Genomic DNA, 17,148 nt, shown 5'->3' on the forward strand with positions numbered 1-17,148 from the left:
AGCGTCGTTTCCCCGGCCAGAGACGACACTTTAAACCCGAGCACGGCCCAACGAACGGCAATGAACGTCGAGGACCTCTCGGGACTGCCCCCCGGCGCCCGCGAACACTTCCACGAGGAAGGGATCGAGGAGCTGTACCCGCCCCAGGCCGCGGCCGTCGAGGCGGGTATCCTCGAGGGCGACAGCCTCGTCGCCGCGGTGCCGACCGCGAGCGGGAAGACGATGATCGCCGCCCTCTCGATGCTATCGGCAATCGAACGTGGCGGGAAGGCACTGTACATCGTCCCGCTCCGGGCGCTCGCCAGCGAGAAGAAGGCCGAGTTCGACACCTACGAGCAATTTGGCGTGACGACGGGCGTTACCACGGGCAACTACGAGTCCACGAGCGACTGGCTCGCCACGAAGGACCTGATCGTGGCCACGAGCGAGAAGGTCGACTCGCTCGTGCGCAACGGCGCCGACTGGCTCTCGGAACTGACCTGCGTCGTGAGCGACGAGGTCCACCTGATCGACGACCGCAACCGGGGACCGACGCTCGAGGTGACGCTGGCCAAACTGCGGCAACTCAACCCGGCCCTGCAGGTCGTCGCGCTCTCGGCGACGGTCGGCAACGCCGACGAGATCGCCGGCTGGCTCGGCGCCGAACTGGTCGACAGCGACTGGCGGCCGATCGACCTCCAGACGGGGGTCCACTACGGCAGCGCGCTACACTTCGACGACGGGACGACACGCGAGGTACCCGTCGAGGGCTCGGAAAAGCAAGAGGAGGCCCTCGTCAGGGACATCCTCGAGGAGGGGGGCTCCTCGCTCGTGTTCGTCAACTCGCGGCGGAACGCGGAGGCAGCGGCTCGCCGGTTAGCACGGACCAGCGGTCCCCAGCTCACGCCCGAAGAGCGAGGACGACTCGCCGACCTGGCGACCGAAATTCGGGACGTGAGCGACACCGAGACGAGCGACGACCTCGCGACTTGCATCGAGCAGGGCTCGGCGTTTCATCACGCCGGCCTGGCGAGCGAGCACCGGACGCTGGTCGAGGACGCCTTTCGAGATCGGTTGCTCAAGGTCATCTCGGCGACCCCGACCCTCGCCGCTGGCGTCAACACCCCCGCGCGCCGCGTCGTCGTTCGGGACTGGCGGCGTTTCGACGCGACCGCGGGCGGGATGGCCCCCCTGAACGTCCTCGAGGTCCACCAGATGATGGGACGGGCGGGCCGTCCGGGGCTCGATCCTTACGGCGAAGCCGTCCTGCTCGCGAAGAACCACGACGAGATGGACGACCTCTTCGAGCGCTACGTCTGGGCCGAGCCCGAGGACGTCCGCTCGAAGCTCGCCGCCGAGCCCGCCCTCCGGACGCACGTGCTGGCCACGGTCGCGTCCGGATTCGCCACCACGCGCGAGGGGCTGCTCTCGTTTCTCTCGGATACGCTCTACGCCAGCCAGTCGGGTGAGGCCGGTCGCCTCGAGACCGTCACCGACGACGTGCTGGGCTATCTCGAGCGAAACGACTTCATCGAGCGCGAAGGCAGGGAAAGCGGGAACGGGAGCAAAACAGAACCCGCCGACGAGGGCGCGTTCGTCTCCGCGGCCGACCTCGCCGAATCGGACTCGAGCGACGAGGCGGTGACGCTTCGAGCGACGAGCCTCGGCCACACCGTCTCGCGGCTCTACCTCGATCCGATGAGCGCCGCCGAAATCGTCCACGGGCTCGAGTCCGCCGACGAACGACCCACGCCCCTCGGCCTGTACCAGCTGATCGCCCGCACGCCGGACATGTACGAACTCTACCTCCGGTCGGGCGAGGACGAGAAGTTCGGCGAGTTGTTCTACGAACGCGAGGCCGAGTTGCTCGGCGACGCCCCGAGCGAGTACGAGGACGCCCGCTTCGAGGACTGGCTCGCCGCCCTCAAGACCGGAAAACTGCTCGAGGACTGGGCCGAGGAGGACGACGAGGATCGGCTCACCGATCGCTACAAGATCGGACCCGGTGACCTTCGCGGGAAGGTCGACACCGCCGAGTGGCTCCTGGGCGCCGCCGAATCGCTGGCCGGCGAGATCGGCAGCGAGTGGACGGTCGCGGTGCGGGAGGCTCGCGCCCGCGTCGAACACGGCGTCCGCGAGGACCTGCTCGAACTGGTCGGGATCCGCGGCGTCGGTCGCAAGCGCGCCCGGCAGCTGTACGCCGCGGGGCTCGAGACGCCCGCGGATCTCCGGGCAGCGGACAAGGGTATCGTGCTCGGAGCGCTCAGAGGGGAGAAGACCGCCGAGACGATCCTCGAGAACGCCGGTCGCGAGGACCCGTCGATGGACGGCGTCGAGCCGCGAGCGCCGGACGGGTCGCCCCGAAGTGGCGGCAGTGGCAGTCGCGCCAACGAGAGCGAAGCCATCGAATCCGCCGGCGGCAATGGAGAAGACGATGACGACGAAACGCAGGCCTCCCTGGGGGATTTCTGATGGAGCTCCTCGCAGGCCGACTCCACGTGGCCGACCTCGATTCGTTCGTCGCGGACCTCGGCGAAATCGGCGAGGCACACGACGTGACGATCCAGGCGTTCGACCCCCAGTACGTCGCGGGTCGGCGCCACCTCGAGCGAGCCGTCACTCTCGCGGATCGGGCCATCGAGCGCGGCGAGAACGTCGCCCGTGACCGGGCCGTCGAGCTCCTGTGCTACGCCGCCGGACGACGCCAGATCGATCGCGCCCTCGAGATGGGCGTCGACGAGGGGGAATCCGACGTGATCGTGCTGGTCGACGGACCAGGCGACGAACTGGCGGCTCGCGCCCACCTCGAGGACCGGTTCGGGCTCGAGTCCGTGTCGGCGCTCGAGACGGTAGAAGGAGGCGTGGGCGCAGACGCGAATGGAGATGTAGACGTAGACGTGAACGCAAACACGAACGTGGACCCGAACCTGAACACCCTGCGTTCGTTCTTCGAAATCAGCGACGCCGAACGGGCGGCGACGGCGGCGAGCCTCGAGGATCTCGTGTGTGAGCGGGTTGCGTTGCTCGAGGTCGAGAAGTAAGACGTAGCTCGGACGACGTTCGCGAAATCAGACGACGACATACAGCACCGCACCCGCGAGCGCACCCGCGACCGTCGCGAGGAAGTTCACGCTCTGGTTGCCGAGGAGGTCGCCCTCGAGCGTCGCCCCCAGAACGCTATCGGCGGTCATCCCCAGGAAGCCGGCGACGCCGATGACGAGCGCTCCCGTGAGCCCAACGACGGGATACGCCACGTAGCTCACGCCCGCAACCGCCGTCGCGCCGACGACACCGGCGAGTTCGCCCTGCCAAGTGACGCCGCCATCGGTTCCCGGTTCGACGGGCTCGAGTGTCGTGATCAGCCGCGGGGAATCGAAGACGCTTCCAATTTCGCTCGAGAGCGTGTCGCTAAGTGCGGTCGCGATCGAGCCGGCGAACGCGAACAGAAAGAGGTCGGGGTCGACGGCGAGCAGGTCGGCTTCGCTGGCAGCGAAGCCGACAACGGCGACGAGCGCGGCCGCGGTGTTGCCGATGACGTTCGAACTCCCGCGCGCGCCGTCGTTTTCCTCGGCGACGCCACGGTCGGTCTTTTGATCGTATCGAAATCGCGTCGAGACGCTTCCAACGCCGAAGAACGTGATGAGGACGGCGAACCAGCCGTAGTCGCCGAGAACGATGGTCAAGAGCGCGAGCAAGATACCGGTGAGCATTCCGGCGATAGAGGCCGCACCCAGCGCGTAGGAGACGTAGCCGATCGCCATCGTGATCGCGATGGCGACGAATATCCCCACAACGCCGACGCTCGGCTCGAGTTCGTACAGGAGCCACAGCGAGAGGCCGACGGTGAGCAGGACGATCGGATCGTCGTAGCTAATCAGCACGTCGCGGAGCAACGCTGCGAGGAACGTCCCGCTCACGGCCAGAAACACGACCACCGGGAACGCGCTCTCGAGCGGGGCATCGGTAGCCAGTCGAGCGCCGAGCTGTCCGGCGATGGCGGCGATCGAGCCGACTGCTCCGAACGCGATCGTCTGGAGAATGTCGGCGTCGGTTCGCGTTCGAGCGAGGGTCTCCGCCAGACTGCCGTATCCCACGAGAAAGACGACGCCGACGAAGATCGAGAGCGGGAGCGACCAGTTGACGGCGAGCAGGCCGAGCGTCGTCACGGCGAGGACGAACGTGAGGAGCCCGAACAGGCGTCCCTCGGCGTAGTCATCCGGAAACGCGAAGAGGTCGAAGACGGGGCCGTCGGTGACGGCGACGGCCACCAGCGCGAGGACGAGGGCGATCGGGGCCGACAGCTCCGGGCCGAGGATCGGCACGGCCAACGAGAGCGTACAGAGTGCGGCGAAGGCTCCTGCCCGTCGAACCGGTGTCGTCACGGTGTCGATTCCTTTCTGTGGGGGGTACTTGAAGGTTCGTCAACGGCCCCGGGCGTATAGAGACGACGCATTCGGCCGCTCGAGTGCTCAGGCGGATCAGATGGGTGGTCTGGTCGATTCGAATATCGCCCTACTATCGTCCCACTATCAGCTCACTCTTGGTCTACTCTCGTCCAACTACCAGCCTTCGCTCCACTACCAGCGCTCCCCCACTGCCAGCCTACGTGACGAACGGGTCCACACCGTAATCCGTATCTACCGGCCGGGAATACGAGACGCCGTGGGCCTGTACGAACGGTATCTCGCCGCACGAATTCGCCATCACGAGGGGGAGCCACCCGCTCACGTCGCGCTCGTGATCACCGAGCGTGACCTCCTCGAGCGCGGCGCCTACGAGACCCTCGCGGAGTTCTTCCGCTGGGCCTTCGAGTACGCCGAACGCGTCACCGTCTACGTGAGCGTGCTCGACGCGGCGGCCGTACCGACGTTGCGACGCGAACTCGAGGAAATCGACGCCCCTCGAGCGGTGGCCGTCCGGGGACCGGACGACCGACAATCGGCGGATACGCCCATCCAGATCGGAATCGGGCTCGGTGGAAAACACGAATTTACGAGTGCAGTCCGGACGCTCGCCGAACACGTCGAATCGGGCGACCTCGAGCCGTCGATGATCGACGACGACGACGTCGAAGCACACCTGATCTTTCCGGACGAACCCGACCTCGTGATCAAGACCGGTGCCGAGCGGCTCTCGGACTTCATGATCTGGCAGTCGGTCTACTCCGAACTGTACTTCACCGACGTCAACTGGCGCAACGTTCGAAAGCGGGACTTCCTCCGGGCGGTCCGGGAGTTCTGCAATCGCTCGAGGCGGTTCGGGCGGTGATCGGTCAGCACGGTTCGATCCGTGTTTGCGTCGGGGGACGGGCGATGTCACTTTCGACCATACCGAAGTATTTTGGGACAAGGACAAAGCCCCCTCAGTTCCCAGAATTGGAACAGAGATAGCAAGTCTATCGGAAGGGTCCCCTCACGAATATCGAGCACCCCGTACGACGCCGTGAGTGGGCCGGGGAAGCGTGTATCCGAATCAGGTTGGCGGTGCAACCAATCCTCGACGGTCGGAGAACGGCTACACGAGCACAATCACGACAAGACGCGTGCTGTCTGGACAAATGGCAAGAAAACGTAACGGTAGCGCGGTTCAGTCGAGTCGTCCACCGAACGATGGACGACGTACTTCAGCAGCGGCCAGGTACCGTGGGAGGGAACGACGGTACGGCCGCGGTCGATTGCGACGGCTATCGGCGGAACCGACGAGTGATGTTCGGTCAGAGGCAACGACGAGGGGCACACGGCACCTGGTCCCGATCAAGATGGTAAACAGATGACAAACGGCACCTAATACGCGCATGAAATTAGAGGAATTCAAACGAGAGCACATTCGGGAGGGGACGAACGTTCTCGTTCTCTCGCCGCTCACCCCCCATGGGACGAAAGCGTTCACGGAGCTGCTTTCGACGACCAACCCATCCAGGACGAACATGGCCGTCGTGACGTACACGCAGCCACCGAGCATGTGGTTGACCGACTGGGAAGCGGCCAACAACGGCCCACCGAACGAAATTACCTTCATCCACAACGGATCGGAACCTGGCGAGGAGATCAGTACCGACCAGCAGCGACCGAGAACGATAAACACGGTCCGTACGAGCCCACAGGACCCCATCGACGTCGTCACCCACCTCGGTGACGAACTGAAACGCTGGCAAGACGAGGGCAGGCAGTCGGTCATCTCCGTCCAGACGTTGACGATCCTGCTCGAGTACATCGATTTCGACACCGCATTTCGGTATCTGCACATTCTCATCCACCGCGTGCAGGCTGCTGGAGCGATCGGGTACTACCAGATGGATCCTACGATCCACGACGAGGAAACGATCAACACGCTCTCGGTGCTCTTCGACGTCGTCGCCGAGGTCAGTCAGACCGAAACCGGTGAAGACGACTGGACGCTCGTCGGAAGCAAGTCGCGTGCGGACGCCCCTCACGAGCCCGATCACGATCAGGACGCTGCAGCGTTGAAATCGGAGCGAGAGGAGGTGGATCAATCGACCCACGAACGTGCGCCCGACGTCGAACGCCACCACGAACCGCGACGGGACAGCGGCGGAGACGAACACTCGCCGCTCACCGAGTTCAAGACCTGGGTTAGCTCGCTCTGGTCAGGCGATGGAAGCAAAAGAAGCGACGGAGACGGTGGAGATGGCAGTGCTCAGACACACACACGCGACCGGACGCTCGACGGAGGCGAAACCGGCCCCACAACTAACGGATCGGTCGATACGGACCAGCCATCCCGTGATGCCGACACCGAACCGCCAACACCATCCCAGAACGGATCGAGCGGAACCAGCGAATCGATCGAATCGTCAACGACACCCGAGTCGGACGATCCGCTGCTGACGGACCAGGAACAGATCCAGCAGTTGATCGCCCAGTCCGGCGGCCGAATGCGGCAGTCGGACCTCGTCGACGAGACCAAATGGTCGAGTTCCTCCGTCAGCCGCAAGCTCTCGAGCATGGAAGAAGATGGATTGATCACGCGCGTGCAGGTTGGCCGCGGCAATCTCGTTTTCCTCGCCGGCTACGAACCCGACGCGGCCGTCTCTCCATCCGGCACGTCGAGCGAACGAACGACGCCGCTGAGAGGCGAATAGGTCGTCTGCCATCAGTCTGACGGTTGCACGACCGTGCTCGAGAGTGGCTGTACGCGCCGGTAACGCTGGATGGGACGGAACGGGATTGGTTGGGATGGCCGAAATTACTAAGGTACGGAAGCAGATACCAAAGAGCGTCAATATACGAGACGAGCGACACCATCTTTCCTGTATAATACATGGCGACATCAACAAACACATCGGACGACTCGAATGGGGGGACGGTGCTCATCGTCGACGATGAGCCCGCAATTACCAGTGCATACGCGAGGTGGCTCGAGGGGAGTTACGAGGTCAGAGCCGCAAACAGCGGCCCGGATGCGCTCGAGAACCTCGACGAGAGGGTCGACGTCGTCCTGCTCGACAGACGCATGCCGGACGTCTCCGGCGACGAACTCCTGGAGACAATTCGGGAGCGCGACCTGGATTGTCGGGTTGCGATCGTCTCGGCCGTCGAGCCGGACTTCGACATCATCGACATGGGATTCGATATGTACCTCGAAAAACCGGTTTCGGAGCCGAACGAACTCCGGGAGACGGTCTCGAAACTGCTGGACCGGTCGACGTACGACGAACAGATGCAACAGTTCCTCTCGCTCGCCTCCAAGAAGGCGTCCCTCGAGGCGAAAAAGGCCGAAGACGACCTCTCTTCGAACGAGGAGTACCAGAAACTCGCCGAACAGGTCGATTCTCTGCGAGAGGACCTCTCGGCCACAGCGACAGAGCTGGACGACGAAGATCTCCGTGCGGAGTTCCACAACCACTGATTCGTCCGTCGGTCATCGGACGCCGAACGCATCGGGTCTCGTGAGACCGCTCGAGGATTGATCGACACAGAGACGAATACCTACACCACCGACGAAACGAGCGTATCCATGCCACCAGCAGATCGAATCTCGACCGGAATCGCCGGTCTCGACACGATTATCGACGGCGGATTGATCCCGAACAGAAGCTACCTGATACGAGGACGCCCCGGAACGGGGAAGACGATGATCGGCCTGCACTTCCTGCTCGCAGGAGCCGAAAACGGCGATCCCGAGGACGTCCTCTGTATCAATCTCGAGGAGTCCACTGCGGACATCGAACGAAACGCCGAATCCGTCGGTCTCGATCTGTCCCCCGTCGAGTTTCTGGACATGAGTCCGAGTTCGGATCTGTTCCGCGAGTCACAGAACTACAGCATCTTCTCCCCCGACGAGGTAGACCAGGAGTCGTTTGCCGACGAAGTAACCGCCCGAATCGAAGAGATCGAGCCCAGTCGCGTGTTCATCGATCCGATCACGCGACTTCGTCACCTCGTCCCCGACGAGTACCAGTTCCGCCAGCAGGTCATCTCCTTCATGCGATTTTTACAGAACATGGACACCACCGTGATGTTCACCTCTCAGCACATGGAGGGGACTTCCGACGACGACCTCCAGTTCCTGAGCGACGGGACCTTTCACCTCGAAAATTCCGAGCACGGGCGGACGATTTCCGTCCCGAAACTTCGCGGTTCGAACGCCAGGCGGGGCCCACACTCGCTTCGAATTCGAGACGACGGCGTCGACGTGTTTCCCCGCCTCACGATTCCGGAGCAGACCGGCGACGATGGGTTGGGAACGGTCCAGTCCGGCGTCCCGGCGTTCGACGAACTGCTGATGGGCGGTATCGACCGGGGGACGATCACCGTCATCAGCGGGCCGACCGGCGTCGGCAAGACGACGACCGGTGCCCAGTTCATGAAAGAGGCCGCCGGTCGCGGGGAGCGGTCTGTCATCTACATGTTCGAAGAGACCAAGAAGACGTTCTTCACGCGAGCTGAGAACGTCAACATCCCGGTCACGAACATGGTCGAACACGGGACGCTCGCCGTCGAGGAAGTCGAACCGCTCAACCGCTCCGCCGAAGAGTTCGCACACGAGGTACGGCGCGAGGTCGAGGAAAACGACACGAAAATCGTGATGATCGACGGCATCAACGGGTACCGACTCTCGCTGCGTGGCGAGCGTGAACGGCTGATTCGGAAGCTTCACTCGCTGGGCCGATACCTGAAGTCTCGGGGGGTAACCGTGATTCTCGTCGAGGAGGTCGGGACGGTGACGAGTCAGTTCGAAGCGACCGACGTCGACATCAGCTACCTCTCCGATAACATCATCTTCCTTCGATACATCGAGGTCGATGGTGAGATGAAGAAGGTCATCGGCGTGTTGAAAAAGCGGACGAGCGACTTCGAGCGGACGATGCGCGAGTTCGAGATCTCGAGTCACGGCATCAAAGTCGGCGAGCCGCTCAGGAACCTCCAGGGCATTCTCAGCGGGATTCCGACGCGAACCGACGAGCGACCTGCTCATCCCGATTCGACCCTCCACTCAGGTGAATGACGCCATCGTCGACCGGAGAACGGCAGGGAGCGAGCGGCGACGAGTCGGCCGTCACGCCCCGAACGCGAGTCTTACTACTCGTCGATCACGACCGGAACCGGCAGTTGCTCGTCGACTGGTTGACGCCGAGGTACGACGTCGTCGTCCCCGACGTCGTGGAGACGGTCGACGTCGCGTTCGACCTCTGTATCGTCGACGAAGGGGCGTTTAGACGGCTCGAGGAGTGGTGTACGTCCCGTAAGGAAGCCGTCCGGCCGACGTTCTTGCCGTACCTGCTGGTCACGAATCGATCCCACACGCCGTCCGCGCTGGACCGTCATTGTATCGACGCGATCGTGACGGTCCCGGTCAGGAAAGCCGAGTTGCGCGAGCAGATCGACGACCTCCTCGCCAAACGGCGAGAGTCGGTCGCGCTCACCGAGCAAAAGCGACAAAGTCGCGAGCGATTCCAGACGTTCTTTCACACGGCACCGGATCCAGCGTTCGTCTTTCGAGCCGACGGCCTCGTCAGGGAGGTCAATCGGGCGTTTTGTTCGAAGACGGGCCTCGAGCCCGCGCAGGTCGTCGGCGAGCGCTTACAGAACCTGGACACGTTTTCGGACGACGTTCTCGAACAGCTCCGTCCAGTGGACGAGACAGGGGACGAGGAACGCGAAGTTGCGTACCGAACCGTCGACGGACGCCGCCGAATTGCGGAGATCAACACCGCCAGGATCGGCACCGCGGACGAACCCGAGGAGATCATCGGAACGTTTCGCGACGTGACCGAGCAACGCCGACAGAAGCTCGAACTCGAGCGCCAGAACGAGCGTCTCGACGAGTTCGCGAGCATTCTCGCTCACGAACTTCGAAATCCGCTCGGTATCGCCCAGATGTACCTCTCCATCGCTCGGGAGAGCTACGAACCGGAGGATTTCGAGCAGATCGACGACTCACTCGAGCGGATGAGTGAGATGATCGACGAACTGCTCTCGCTCGCCAGAGAGGGCGAGACGCTCGACGTCACCGAACGGGTCTCGCTCGACGCCGTCGTCGACGACGCTTGGTCACAGGTGGCCGCGCCCGAGGCAACGCTCCGAACGGAGTCGCTATCGGGAACCGTCGAGGCGGACGTCGATCGACTCGAGCGAGTGTTCGAGAACCTGTTTCGAAACGCTATCGAGCACGCGGGGGACGACGTGACCGTTCGGGTCGGGGTGCTCGAGGACGGACGATCGGGCGTGTTTGTCGAGGACGACGGCCCCGGCATCGACCCCGACGACCGCGAGACGATTTTCGACCGGGGGTTCACGACCGGAGGCAACGGGACCGGCCTCGGCCTCCCGATCGTCAAGCAAATCGTCGAGGCACACGGGTGGGAGATCGAAGCGGTCGACAGCGAGCGCGAAACCGGTGCTCGATTCGAGATCGGCGGACTGCATCCTTCCTGAGAGGAGCCTCGGCTTCGACGGCAGACCCTTACGAGCGAGTACCCTGGCACGGCACGGTGGGGCCGAGAACTCGTCTCTCGAATCTCGAGTGGCGTCGTCTCGAGAGAGTTCGTACTGTACAGTGCCGATCCATCGCCGCGTGCAACGATGTGTGAGTTGCAACTCGAGAACGCGGCAAGACGGATTCGACACTCCTCGAGGGCGGGCGTGGCTCCACCGTGAGACGCCTGTCGCGACACGTGGAGACGGCGGGCCGCACGCGCGCCTCACACAGGAACACTGACGAATAGCGCTCGATCCGAAAGCCACTAATAAAACTTTTGGCCGTCCCGGGCGATTGCACGGCAACCCGTGAAAGAGCGTGAAATGGCGCGAAAAACGCAAATTGCAAGCAACGTTTACACCTCGGTAAGCACCGTTTACGATTTCCAGGTATTGTCGCCACTGCTGTGGGTTTTGGATTCTGCAACAGTTTTCGAACGGCGGAAACAATTGTAGAGGTCACTGCAACTGTTCGAAATCTACCGGACGGGGTTTATCGCTTTATTACCCTCTCCGCTATCGTACCTGATGATGAGTCAGTCACGAACCGCATCCACGACGCACGACACACCGGCCGTCGACGAATCCCCCATCAGCGGCTCCGCGCCCGAAGACGCAGACACGGAGGAAGAGCCCACCCTTTCGAAGGATGAAATCTTCCACCTGCTGCAAAACGAGCGTCGTCGCTTCGTCCTGCAGTACCTGCAGGGGAAAGACGAGTCCGTGCGCATGCCCGACATCGCAGAACAGGTAGCCGCCTGGGAGAACGACACGACGGTCGAGCAACTGTCCTCCCAGGAGCGCCAGCGCGTGTACATCCCGCTCTACCAGTCCCACCTGCCCAAGCTGGACAAGGCCGGGATCATCGACTACAACCAGAGTCGCGGCATCGTCGAGCGGAAACCCCTCGCCGACGAGATGGACCAATACATCGACGCCGAACGAGACGGCGACGGGCAGGGGCCCGACGCCAGCGCACGTCCCGACTTCGCGTCGGGTCGCTTCGTGGGCTTCACCGGCGTCTCGGCGATGGTGTTCCTCGGTGCCGTCCTCGAGGTCACGGCCTTCTCGCCGCTCTCGATGGCCATCCTGTTCGCCGTCGCGCTCCTGGGCTACACCCTGATGACGGCAGAGAAGTTCAACGACGGCGTCTTCGGCCGAACCGACCAGTCCTAAGTCTCTTTTATCGTCGCTCGTCGCGGTGACGCTCCGGCTACGCGAGTTGCAACCGTACTGAGATTCCAGCCCGTACGCTGACTCGCCGTCACGCGGATAGGTTCCTGCCAGAGCGTCGATCAGTCCGCCACCCGCCCGCTCGAGTCGACCGTTTCGACTCGTCCGTCGGCATCGCCGCTCAGGTTCTCGAGTTCGTCGACCGCCGACTGTTCGGCCGTCGGCAAGGAATCGCGAAACCGCGAGAGGATCGCCCGCGCGTCGGCGAGTTCGGGTTCGCTCACGGCACCCAGCAGCGCCAGCGCCCGTCGAGCACGCGTCCGTCGCCAGGATTCCTCGCGGTGTTCGTAGGTCCTGATCCCGCGCAGGAAGTCGGCTTTGGAGAACTCCGGCCAGTACGGCGCACAGAAGTAGACCGCAGCCTCGTTGCCATTGGCGTGCCAGGGCAGGAAGTTCGAGGTTCGTTCGTCGCCGCCGGTTCGGATGATCAGGTCCACGTCACGAACCGACTGGCCGTACAGGCGCTCGTCGATCGTCTCGACGTCGATGTCCGCCGGCGAGAGCGTGCCCGCCTCGACGTCTCGAGCGACGCTCCGGGCGGCCTCGAGCAGGTGGGTCCGACCGCCGTAGGCAAGTGCGATGTTGAGGACGAACCGGTCGTAATCGGCAGTCCGCGACTCCGCATAGTCGATCGTCTCGCGAACCCGGGGAGGCAGGCGTTCGATGTCGCCGATGGCGCGGATGCAAACGCCGTTGTCGTGGACGCGGTCGGCGTCGGCGAACTCCCGGAGTTTCTCACAGAGCAGGTCGAACAACGCCTCCCGTTCGTGTTCGGGTCGGGAGAAGTTCTCCGTCGAGAACGCGTAGAGGGTGAGTTCCTCGACGCCGATTTCCTGGCACCACTCGAGGACCCGCTCGGTCGTGTCGGCGCCGGCGCGGTGTCCATCGGGGGCGTCGTCGCCGCGTTGACGGGCGTAGCGGCGGTTTCCGTCCTGGATCACGGCGACGTGTGTCGGCGCGCCGGAGACCTCGCTCGAAAGCAGCCGCTCGTAGCCCCAGTTGATCCGCCGGCGAAGCCAACTCCTCATCGTCGATACCAAGAATGGCTAACGTTATGGTTCTTGTGTGTGTTTCGTCCGCAAACAGCTCGTTCGAGTCGCGAGGTCGGTTCGGTATCGCAGTCGCACGGGGCCGGGGAAGGAGAGGTATCGACGAGAACCGTGACGGCTATCCGTCGGCACACGAACCCTCGAGGCATGGCAAACACGATCGACGAGGACCTCTACCAGCGGACGAAGGCGTTGCTCGAGCCGGGGGACATCCAGCTCAACGGGGCAGTCGTCCACACCGAGTACGGCTCCGACGAGGACGTCCAGATGATGCAGGCGACGATCGACGTCGGCGACGTCATCGCCGAGCACGCGGGTCACGACCCGAAAGACTGCTTCGTCTACTCGGGCAACGACGACCCGAACTTCTCCTCGAACCAGCACCAGGGGCTGACCCTCGAGGACGAGGACTTCGTCTGGGAGTGCCAGCAACTACTGCGCCAGGGGACGTTCGACGTCGTGATCTACTACGAGGCGAGCGCCGACCACGAGGCGATCCTCGAGGATATCGAGGAGTTAGGCTACGACGTGACTGGCGTCGAAGGCTAGTTCGGAACGGTGTCCCTGTTTCAGCGTGTTTCGTCGAACCGCTACCGTTCTGGCTCTCGTCATTATAGCTATAGAATGTATAGTATCGTTCGGTACTCCGCGAACTCGTCCACTTTCGGCGCCGTAAACGGCCGCGGTATTCGAGTGTACGTTCGTTGCCATCGGCTATCCGGTCGATCGGCGGTCCCGAGGCCCTTATGTCCCGTCCGTCCCGACACCCGTGTATGAACACGGACGTCGACCTCACCGAGCGCGAACGGGCGGTCGTCAACGCCTTCCAGGGCGGGTTTCCGGTCGTCGAATCGCCCTTCGAACCGGCGGCGAACGCCATGCGCGAGGCTGGGGTCGAGCTCACCGCGAGCGAACTCCTCGAGACCCTGGCCGACCTCGACGAACGTGGTGTCCTCTCCCGGTTCGGCCCCCTCGTGAACGCCCAGGAGATCGGCGGCGCGGCAACGCTGGTCGCAATGCACGCCCCCGAAGACCGATTCGACGAGGTCGTCGAGGCGGTCAACAGCCATCGAGAGGTGGCGCACAACTACGAGCGCGAGCATCCGCACCTGAACGTCTGGTTCGTCGTCTCGGTTGCCGACGAGGCGGAGGTCGAGCGAGTGCTCGAGGAAATCGAGTCCGAAACCCGTCAGGAGACGTACAACCTACCCAAACTGCAGGAGTTCCGCGTCGAGGCAAAATTCTACGTCGACGGGCCCCTCCAGGACGGCGGCCTCGACCTCACTCACCAGGGCCCCGCCGTCGAGCCGACCGACCGCGACTCGCTCACTCCCGCGGAGCGCGACCTCGTCCTCGAGGTCCAGGACGGATTCCCGATCACCGAGACGCCCTACGCCGACGTGGCCGAGGCCATCGAGCAGGACCTCGAGTGGACGCTCGAGACGCTCGCCCGGTTCGACCGGGAGGGGAAGATCCGTCGGATCGGCGTGATCCCGAACCACTACGCGCTTGGCTACACGGAAAACGGGATGACGGTCTGGAACGTCCCCGACGAGGTGGTTTCCGAGGTCGGTCCCGAGGTGGCCGCCCTGCCGTTCGTCACCCACTGCTACGAGCGCCCGCGCCACGAGGGCGTCTGGCCGTACAACGTCTTCGCGATGACCCACGGCCGGAGCGAGGTCGAGAGCGACCGTCGCGTCGAGCAGGTTCGCGAGACGATGGCTCAGTACTGGGACGTCGCGGACGACGACTGGGACACCCTGTTCTCGACGCAGATCCTGAAGAAGACCGGAATCAGGCTCGCGGAGCGAGCGGACGCGAACACCGAGGCGAAGACGGGAGCAGAGACGGACACGGACACGCAGACGCAATCCGAGCCGGAGCCACGATAACCCCCTCGAGACGCTACCGATGATCCCACTGTTTCACGACTTCACGGATACGACCGTGCTCGTCTTCGGCGGCGGTCCCGTCGGCGCCCGGAAGGCCCGGCGGTTCGCCCGCGAGGCGCAGGTGTACGTCGTCAGTCCCGACTTCAGCGACGCGGACTTCGGCGACGCCGAGCGGATTCGAGCGGCTCCCGACCCCGTGGACGTGGCGGGCTGGCTCGAGCGCCACGACCCCGCGCTCGTCGTTGCCGCGACCGACGACGAGACGGTCAACGACGCCGTCGTCGCCGCCGCTCGAGACCGCGGCGTCCTGGTCAACCGAGCCGACAGGGCCGGATCGCGCGACCCGGGGAGCGTCGTCGTGCCCGCGACCGTCGAGGACCCGCCGGTGACCGTCGCGATCGGAACCGGGGGAACCGCACCCGCGCTGAGCAAGTACCTCAGGCAGGAACTCGAGGACCCGCTGGCAGGCGCCGGCGAGATGGCGACGGTGCTCGCGGAACTGCGGGCGGAACTGAAGGTCCGCGAGGTCGAGCCCGAGCGACGTCGGCAGGTCGTCACAGACGTCGTCAATACGTCGTCGGTTTGGACAGCTTTACGTACGGGTACCACCAACCACCGGCAAGTGATCGACGACGTGCTAGCTGAGGAACGACTGGGTGGTGAGTCACGGTGATCCGCGCGGGCGTGGTCTCCGGGATGCGGGTGACCCACGAGAGCGGCGGCGTCGACGACATCGCCGCAGCCAGCCCCGAGAGCCAGCGACTGGCCGTACACACCCTGGTGTCCGCGCCGGCCGTCGAAGAGGCGTACGTCCTCTCGACGTGTAATCGGGTCGAAGCCTACGTCGTCACCGCCGATCCGGCCGACGGACGGGCAGCCCTCGAGGCGTTCTTCGAGGGCGTCGACGCGGATGCCCTCCTCGCGAGCGACCACGAATCGAGTCTCAGACACCTCCTCCGGGTCGCCGCCGGCCTCGAGTCGGTCGTCGTCGGCGAGGACCAGATCATCGGGCAGGTGCGGGCTGCCTACGAGGACGCCCGTACCGGGGGCGGCATCGGCGAGTTGCTCGAACGGGCCGTCACCAAAGCGATCCGGGTCGGGGAACGTGCACGCACCGAAACGGCGATCAACGAGGGCGTCGTCTCCCTGGGCTCGGCCGCGACCCGACTCGCCGCCACGGACCTCGACCTCGAGGGCGAAACCGCCCTCGTCGTCGGGGCCGGCGAGATGGGGCAACTCGCCGCCCGCAGTCTCGCCGAATCGGGCGTCAATAAGGTCGTCGTCGCCAACCGAACCGTTCCACACGCCGAACACCTGGTCGACGACCTCTCAGTCGAGGGAGCGGCTGTTCCCCTCGAGGCGCTCGAGTCGGTCGCGGCCGACGCGGGAGTCGTCGTCGCGGCGACCGGAAGCGCCGACCCGGTCCTGGAGCCGACCCACCTCGGCGCGCGCGAGCAGGTCGTCGTCGACCTCGGCCAGCCCCGCGACGTCCGCCCTGCCGCCGGTTCTCTCGAGACCGTGACGCTCTACGACCTCGACGACCTCGAGGAACTCACCGCGGAAACCCGCGAGCAGCGCCTCGACGCCGCTCGCGACGTGGAAGCCATCGTCGACGCGGAGTTCGACCACCTCTGTGCGCAGTACAAGCGCGCCCGCGCCGACGAAGTGATCGCGGCGATGTACGAGTCCGCCGAGCGACTGAAACGACGCGAACTCGAGACGGCACTCTCGCGACTCGAGGCGACGGACGAGGGCCTCACCGACGACCAGCGCGAGGTCCTCGAGGCGATGGCCGACGCGCTGGTCGGTCAGTTGCTCGCACCGCCGACGAAGAGCCTGCGGGAGGCCGCCGCCGAGGACGACTGGGCGACGATCAACACGGCCCTGCAGTTGTTCGATCCGGACTTCGGCGACGACGGGGTCGGTACGGCCGGTGTGAGAACGGCGGCGGTCACGAGTGAGACGACCGCCGACCACGACGCCTCGATCGGCGCACTCGACGACGATTGAGGCGGGTCGTCGGCACAATCGTTATTTCACTGGCTTGCGTTCGAG

The 17,148-nt window shown here is 64.4% G+C and carries 14 protein-coding genes; 12 read left to right on the forward strand and 2 right to left on the reverse strand.

What is annotated here, in order from left to right; all coding sequences use genetic code 11:
- The first annotated feature begins 60 nt into the window (after nt 1-60).
- On the forward strand, nt 61-2,451 hold the full coding sequence (locus tag J1N60_RS01725) for an ATP-dependent DNA helicase (RefSeq protein ID WP_312910193.1): 2,391 nt from the start codon (nt 61-63) through the stop codon (nt 2,449-2,451).
- Complete coding sequence (cgi121, locus tag J1N60_RS01730; protein ID WP_312910194.1) at nt 2,451-3,020, forward strand: KEOPS complex subunit Cgi121; 570 nt, start codon at nt 2,451-2,453, stop codon at nt 3,018-3,020. The genes J1N60_RS01725 and cgi121 overlap by 1 nt, the downstream gene beginning before the upstream one ends.
- Before the next feature lie 27 nt (nt 3,021-3,047).
- Here cgi121 and J1N60_RS01735 read toward each other — a convergent pair whose 3' ends face one another.
- Nucleotides 3,048-4,361 (reverse strand): DUF92 domain-containing protein, encoded by a 1,314-nt coding sequence (locus tag J1N60_RS01735; protein WP_312910196.1) that lies wholly within the window; start codon nt 4,359-4,361, stop codon nt 3,048-3,050.
- A 280-nt stretch (nt 4,362-4,641) separates the two neighbouring features.
- On the opposite strand from J1N60_RS01735, the gene J1N60_RS01740 reads away from it, so the two are divergent.
- From J1N60_RS01740 to J1N60_RS01765, 6 genes are all read left to right on the forward strand, one after another.
- Nucleotides 4,642-5,247: an undecaprenyl diphosphate synthase family protein gene (locus tag J1N60_RS01740; protein ID WP_312910197.1), complete on the forward strand. Its 606-nt coding sequence runs from the start codon at nt 4,642-4,644 to the stop codon at nt 5,245-5,247.
- A 526-nt stretch (nt 5,248-5,773) separates the two neighbouring features.
- The gene (locus J1N60_RS01745; protein WP_312910199.1) at nt 5,774-7,081 is read left to right on the forward strand and encodes a helix-turn-helix transcriptional regulator; all 1,308 of its coding nucleotides are present in this window, start codon (nt 5,774-5,776) and stop codon (nt 7,079-7,081) included.
- A 179-nt stretch (nt 7,082-7,260) separates the two neighbouring features.
- Nucleotides 7,261-7,848 carry a response regulator transcription factor gene (locus tag J1N60_RS01750; RefSeq protein WP_312910201.1) on the forward strand — a complete coding sequence of 196 codons (588 nt, stop codon included), beginning with the start codon at nt 7,261-7,263 and terminating at the stop codon, nt 7,846-7,848.
- Between the two features lie 108 nt (nt 7,849-7,956).
- Nucleotides 7,957-9,447, forward strand: a complete 1,491-nt coding sequence (locus tag J1N60_RS01755) for an ATPase domain-containing protein (protein WP_312910203.1) — start codon at nt 7,957-7,959, stop codon at nt 9,445-9,447.
- Complete coding sequence (locus tag J1N60_RS01760) at nt 9,444-10,877, forward strand: ATP-binding protein (RefSeq protein WP_312910205.1); 1,434 nt, start codon at nt 9,444-9,446, stop codon at nt 10,875-10,877. Before J1N60_RS01755 ends, J1N60_RS01760 begins: the two co-directional genes overlap by 4 nt.
- Nucleotides 10,878-11,450: 573 nt before the next feature.
- Nucleotides 11,451-12,095: a DUF7344 domain-containing protein gene (locus J1N60_RS01765; RefSeq protein ID WP_312910207.1), complete on the forward strand. Its 645-nt coding sequence runs from the start codon at nt 11,451-11,453 to the stop codon at nt 12,093-12,095.
- Between the two features lie 119 nt (nt 12,096-12,214).
- Here J1N60_RS01765 and uppS read toward each other — a convergent pair whose 3' ends face one another.
- Nucleotides 12,215-13,180 (reverse strand): polyprenyl diphosphate synthase, encoded by a 966-nt coding sequence (gene uppS, locus J1N60_RS01770; protein ID WP_312910208.1) that lies wholly within the window; start codon nt 13,178-13,180, stop codon nt 12,215-12,217.
- Between the two features lie 168 nt (nt 13,181-13,348).
- On the opposite strand from uppS, the gene J1N60_RS01775 reads away from it, so the two are divergent.
- The 4 genes from J1N60_RS01775 to hemA all read left to right on the forward strand — a co-directional run bounded on the left by J1N60_RS01775 (nt 13,349) and on the right by hemA (nt 17,103).
- Nucleotides 13,349-13,750, forward strand: a complete 402-nt coding sequence (locus tag J1N60_RS01775) for a DUF5778 family protein (protein WP_312910210.1) — start codon at nt 13,349-13,351, stop codon at nt 13,748-13,750.
- Nucleotides 13,751-13,974: 224 nt separating this feature from the next.
- On the forward strand, nt 13,975-15,093 hold the full coding sequence (gene ahbB / locus J1N60_RS01780; protein WP_312910212.1) for a siroheme decarboxylase subunit beta: 1,119 nt from the start codon (nt 13,975-13,977) through the stop codon (nt 15,091-15,093).
- A 19-nt stretch (nt 15,094-15,112) separates the two neighbouring features.
- The gene (locus J1N60_RS01785) at nt 15,113-15,766 is read left to right on the forward strand and encodes a precorrin-2 dehydrogenase/sirohydrochlorin ferrochelatase family protein (RefSeq protein ID WP_312910213.1); all 654 of its coding nucleotides are present in this window, start codon (nt 15,113-15,115) and stop codon (nt 15,764-15,766) included.
- Complete coding sequence (hemA, locus tag J1N60_RS01790) at nt 15,763-17,103, forward strand: glutamyl-tRNA reductase (protein WP_312910215.1); 1,341 nt, start codon at nt 15,763-15,765, stop codon at nt 17,101-17,103. Before J1N60_RS01785 ends, hemA begins: the two co-directional genes overlap by 4 nt.
- The last annotated feature ends 45 nt before the right edge of the window (nt 17,104-17,148 follow it).

The sequence above is a fragment of the Natronosalvus caseinilyticus genome, assembly GCF_017357105.1.
Lineage (GTDB): Archaea > Halobacteriota > Halobacteria > Halobacteriales > Natrialbaceae > Natronosalvus > Natronosalvus caseinilyticus.

Bases quoted from the DNA above. Each gene is read 5' to 3' on its own strand.
- J1N60_RS01725 (WP_312910193.1), top strand. From the start codon at position 61: ATGAACGTCGAGGACCTCTCGGGACTGCCCCCCGGCGCCCGCGAACAC.
- cgi121 (WP_312910194.1), top strand. From the start codon at position 2,451: ATGGAGCTCCTCGCAGGCCGACTCCACGTGGCCGACCTCGATTCGTTC.
- J1N60_RS01745 (WP_312910199.1), top strand. From the start codon at position 5,774: ATGAAATTAGAGGAATTCAAACGAGAGCACATTCGGGAGGGGACGAAC.
- J1N60_RS01750 (WP_312910201.1), top strand. From the start codon at position 7,261: ATGGCGACATCAACAAACACATCGGACGACTCGAATGGGGGGACGGTG.
- J1N60_RS01755 (WP_312910203.1), top strand. From the start codon at position 7,957: ATGCCACCAGCAGATCGAATCTCGACCGGAATCGCCGGTCTCGACACG.
- J1N60_RS01760 (WP_312910205.1), top strand. From the start codon at position 9,444: ATGACGCCATCGTCGACCGGAGAACGGCAGGGAGCGAGCGGCGACGAG.
- J1N60_RS01765 (WP_312910207.1), top strand. From the start codon at position 11,451: ATGAGTCAGTCACGAACCGCATCCACGACGCACGACACACCGGCCGTC.
- uppS (WP_312910208.1), bottom strand. From the start codon at position 13,180: ATGAGGAGTTGGCTTCGCCGGCGGATCAACTGGGGCTACGAGCGGCTG.
- J1N60_RS01775 (WP_312910210.1), top strand. From the start codon at position 13,349: ATGGCAAACACGATCGACGAGGACCTCTACCAGCGGACGAAGGCGTTG.
- ahbB (WP_312910212.1), top strand. From the start codon at position 13,975: ATGAACACGGACGTCGACCTCACCGAGCGCGAACGGGCGGTCGTCAAC.
- J1N60_RS01785 (WP_312910213.1), top strand. From the start codon at position 15,113: ATGATCCCACTGTTTCACGACTTCACGGATACGACCGTGCTCGTCTTC.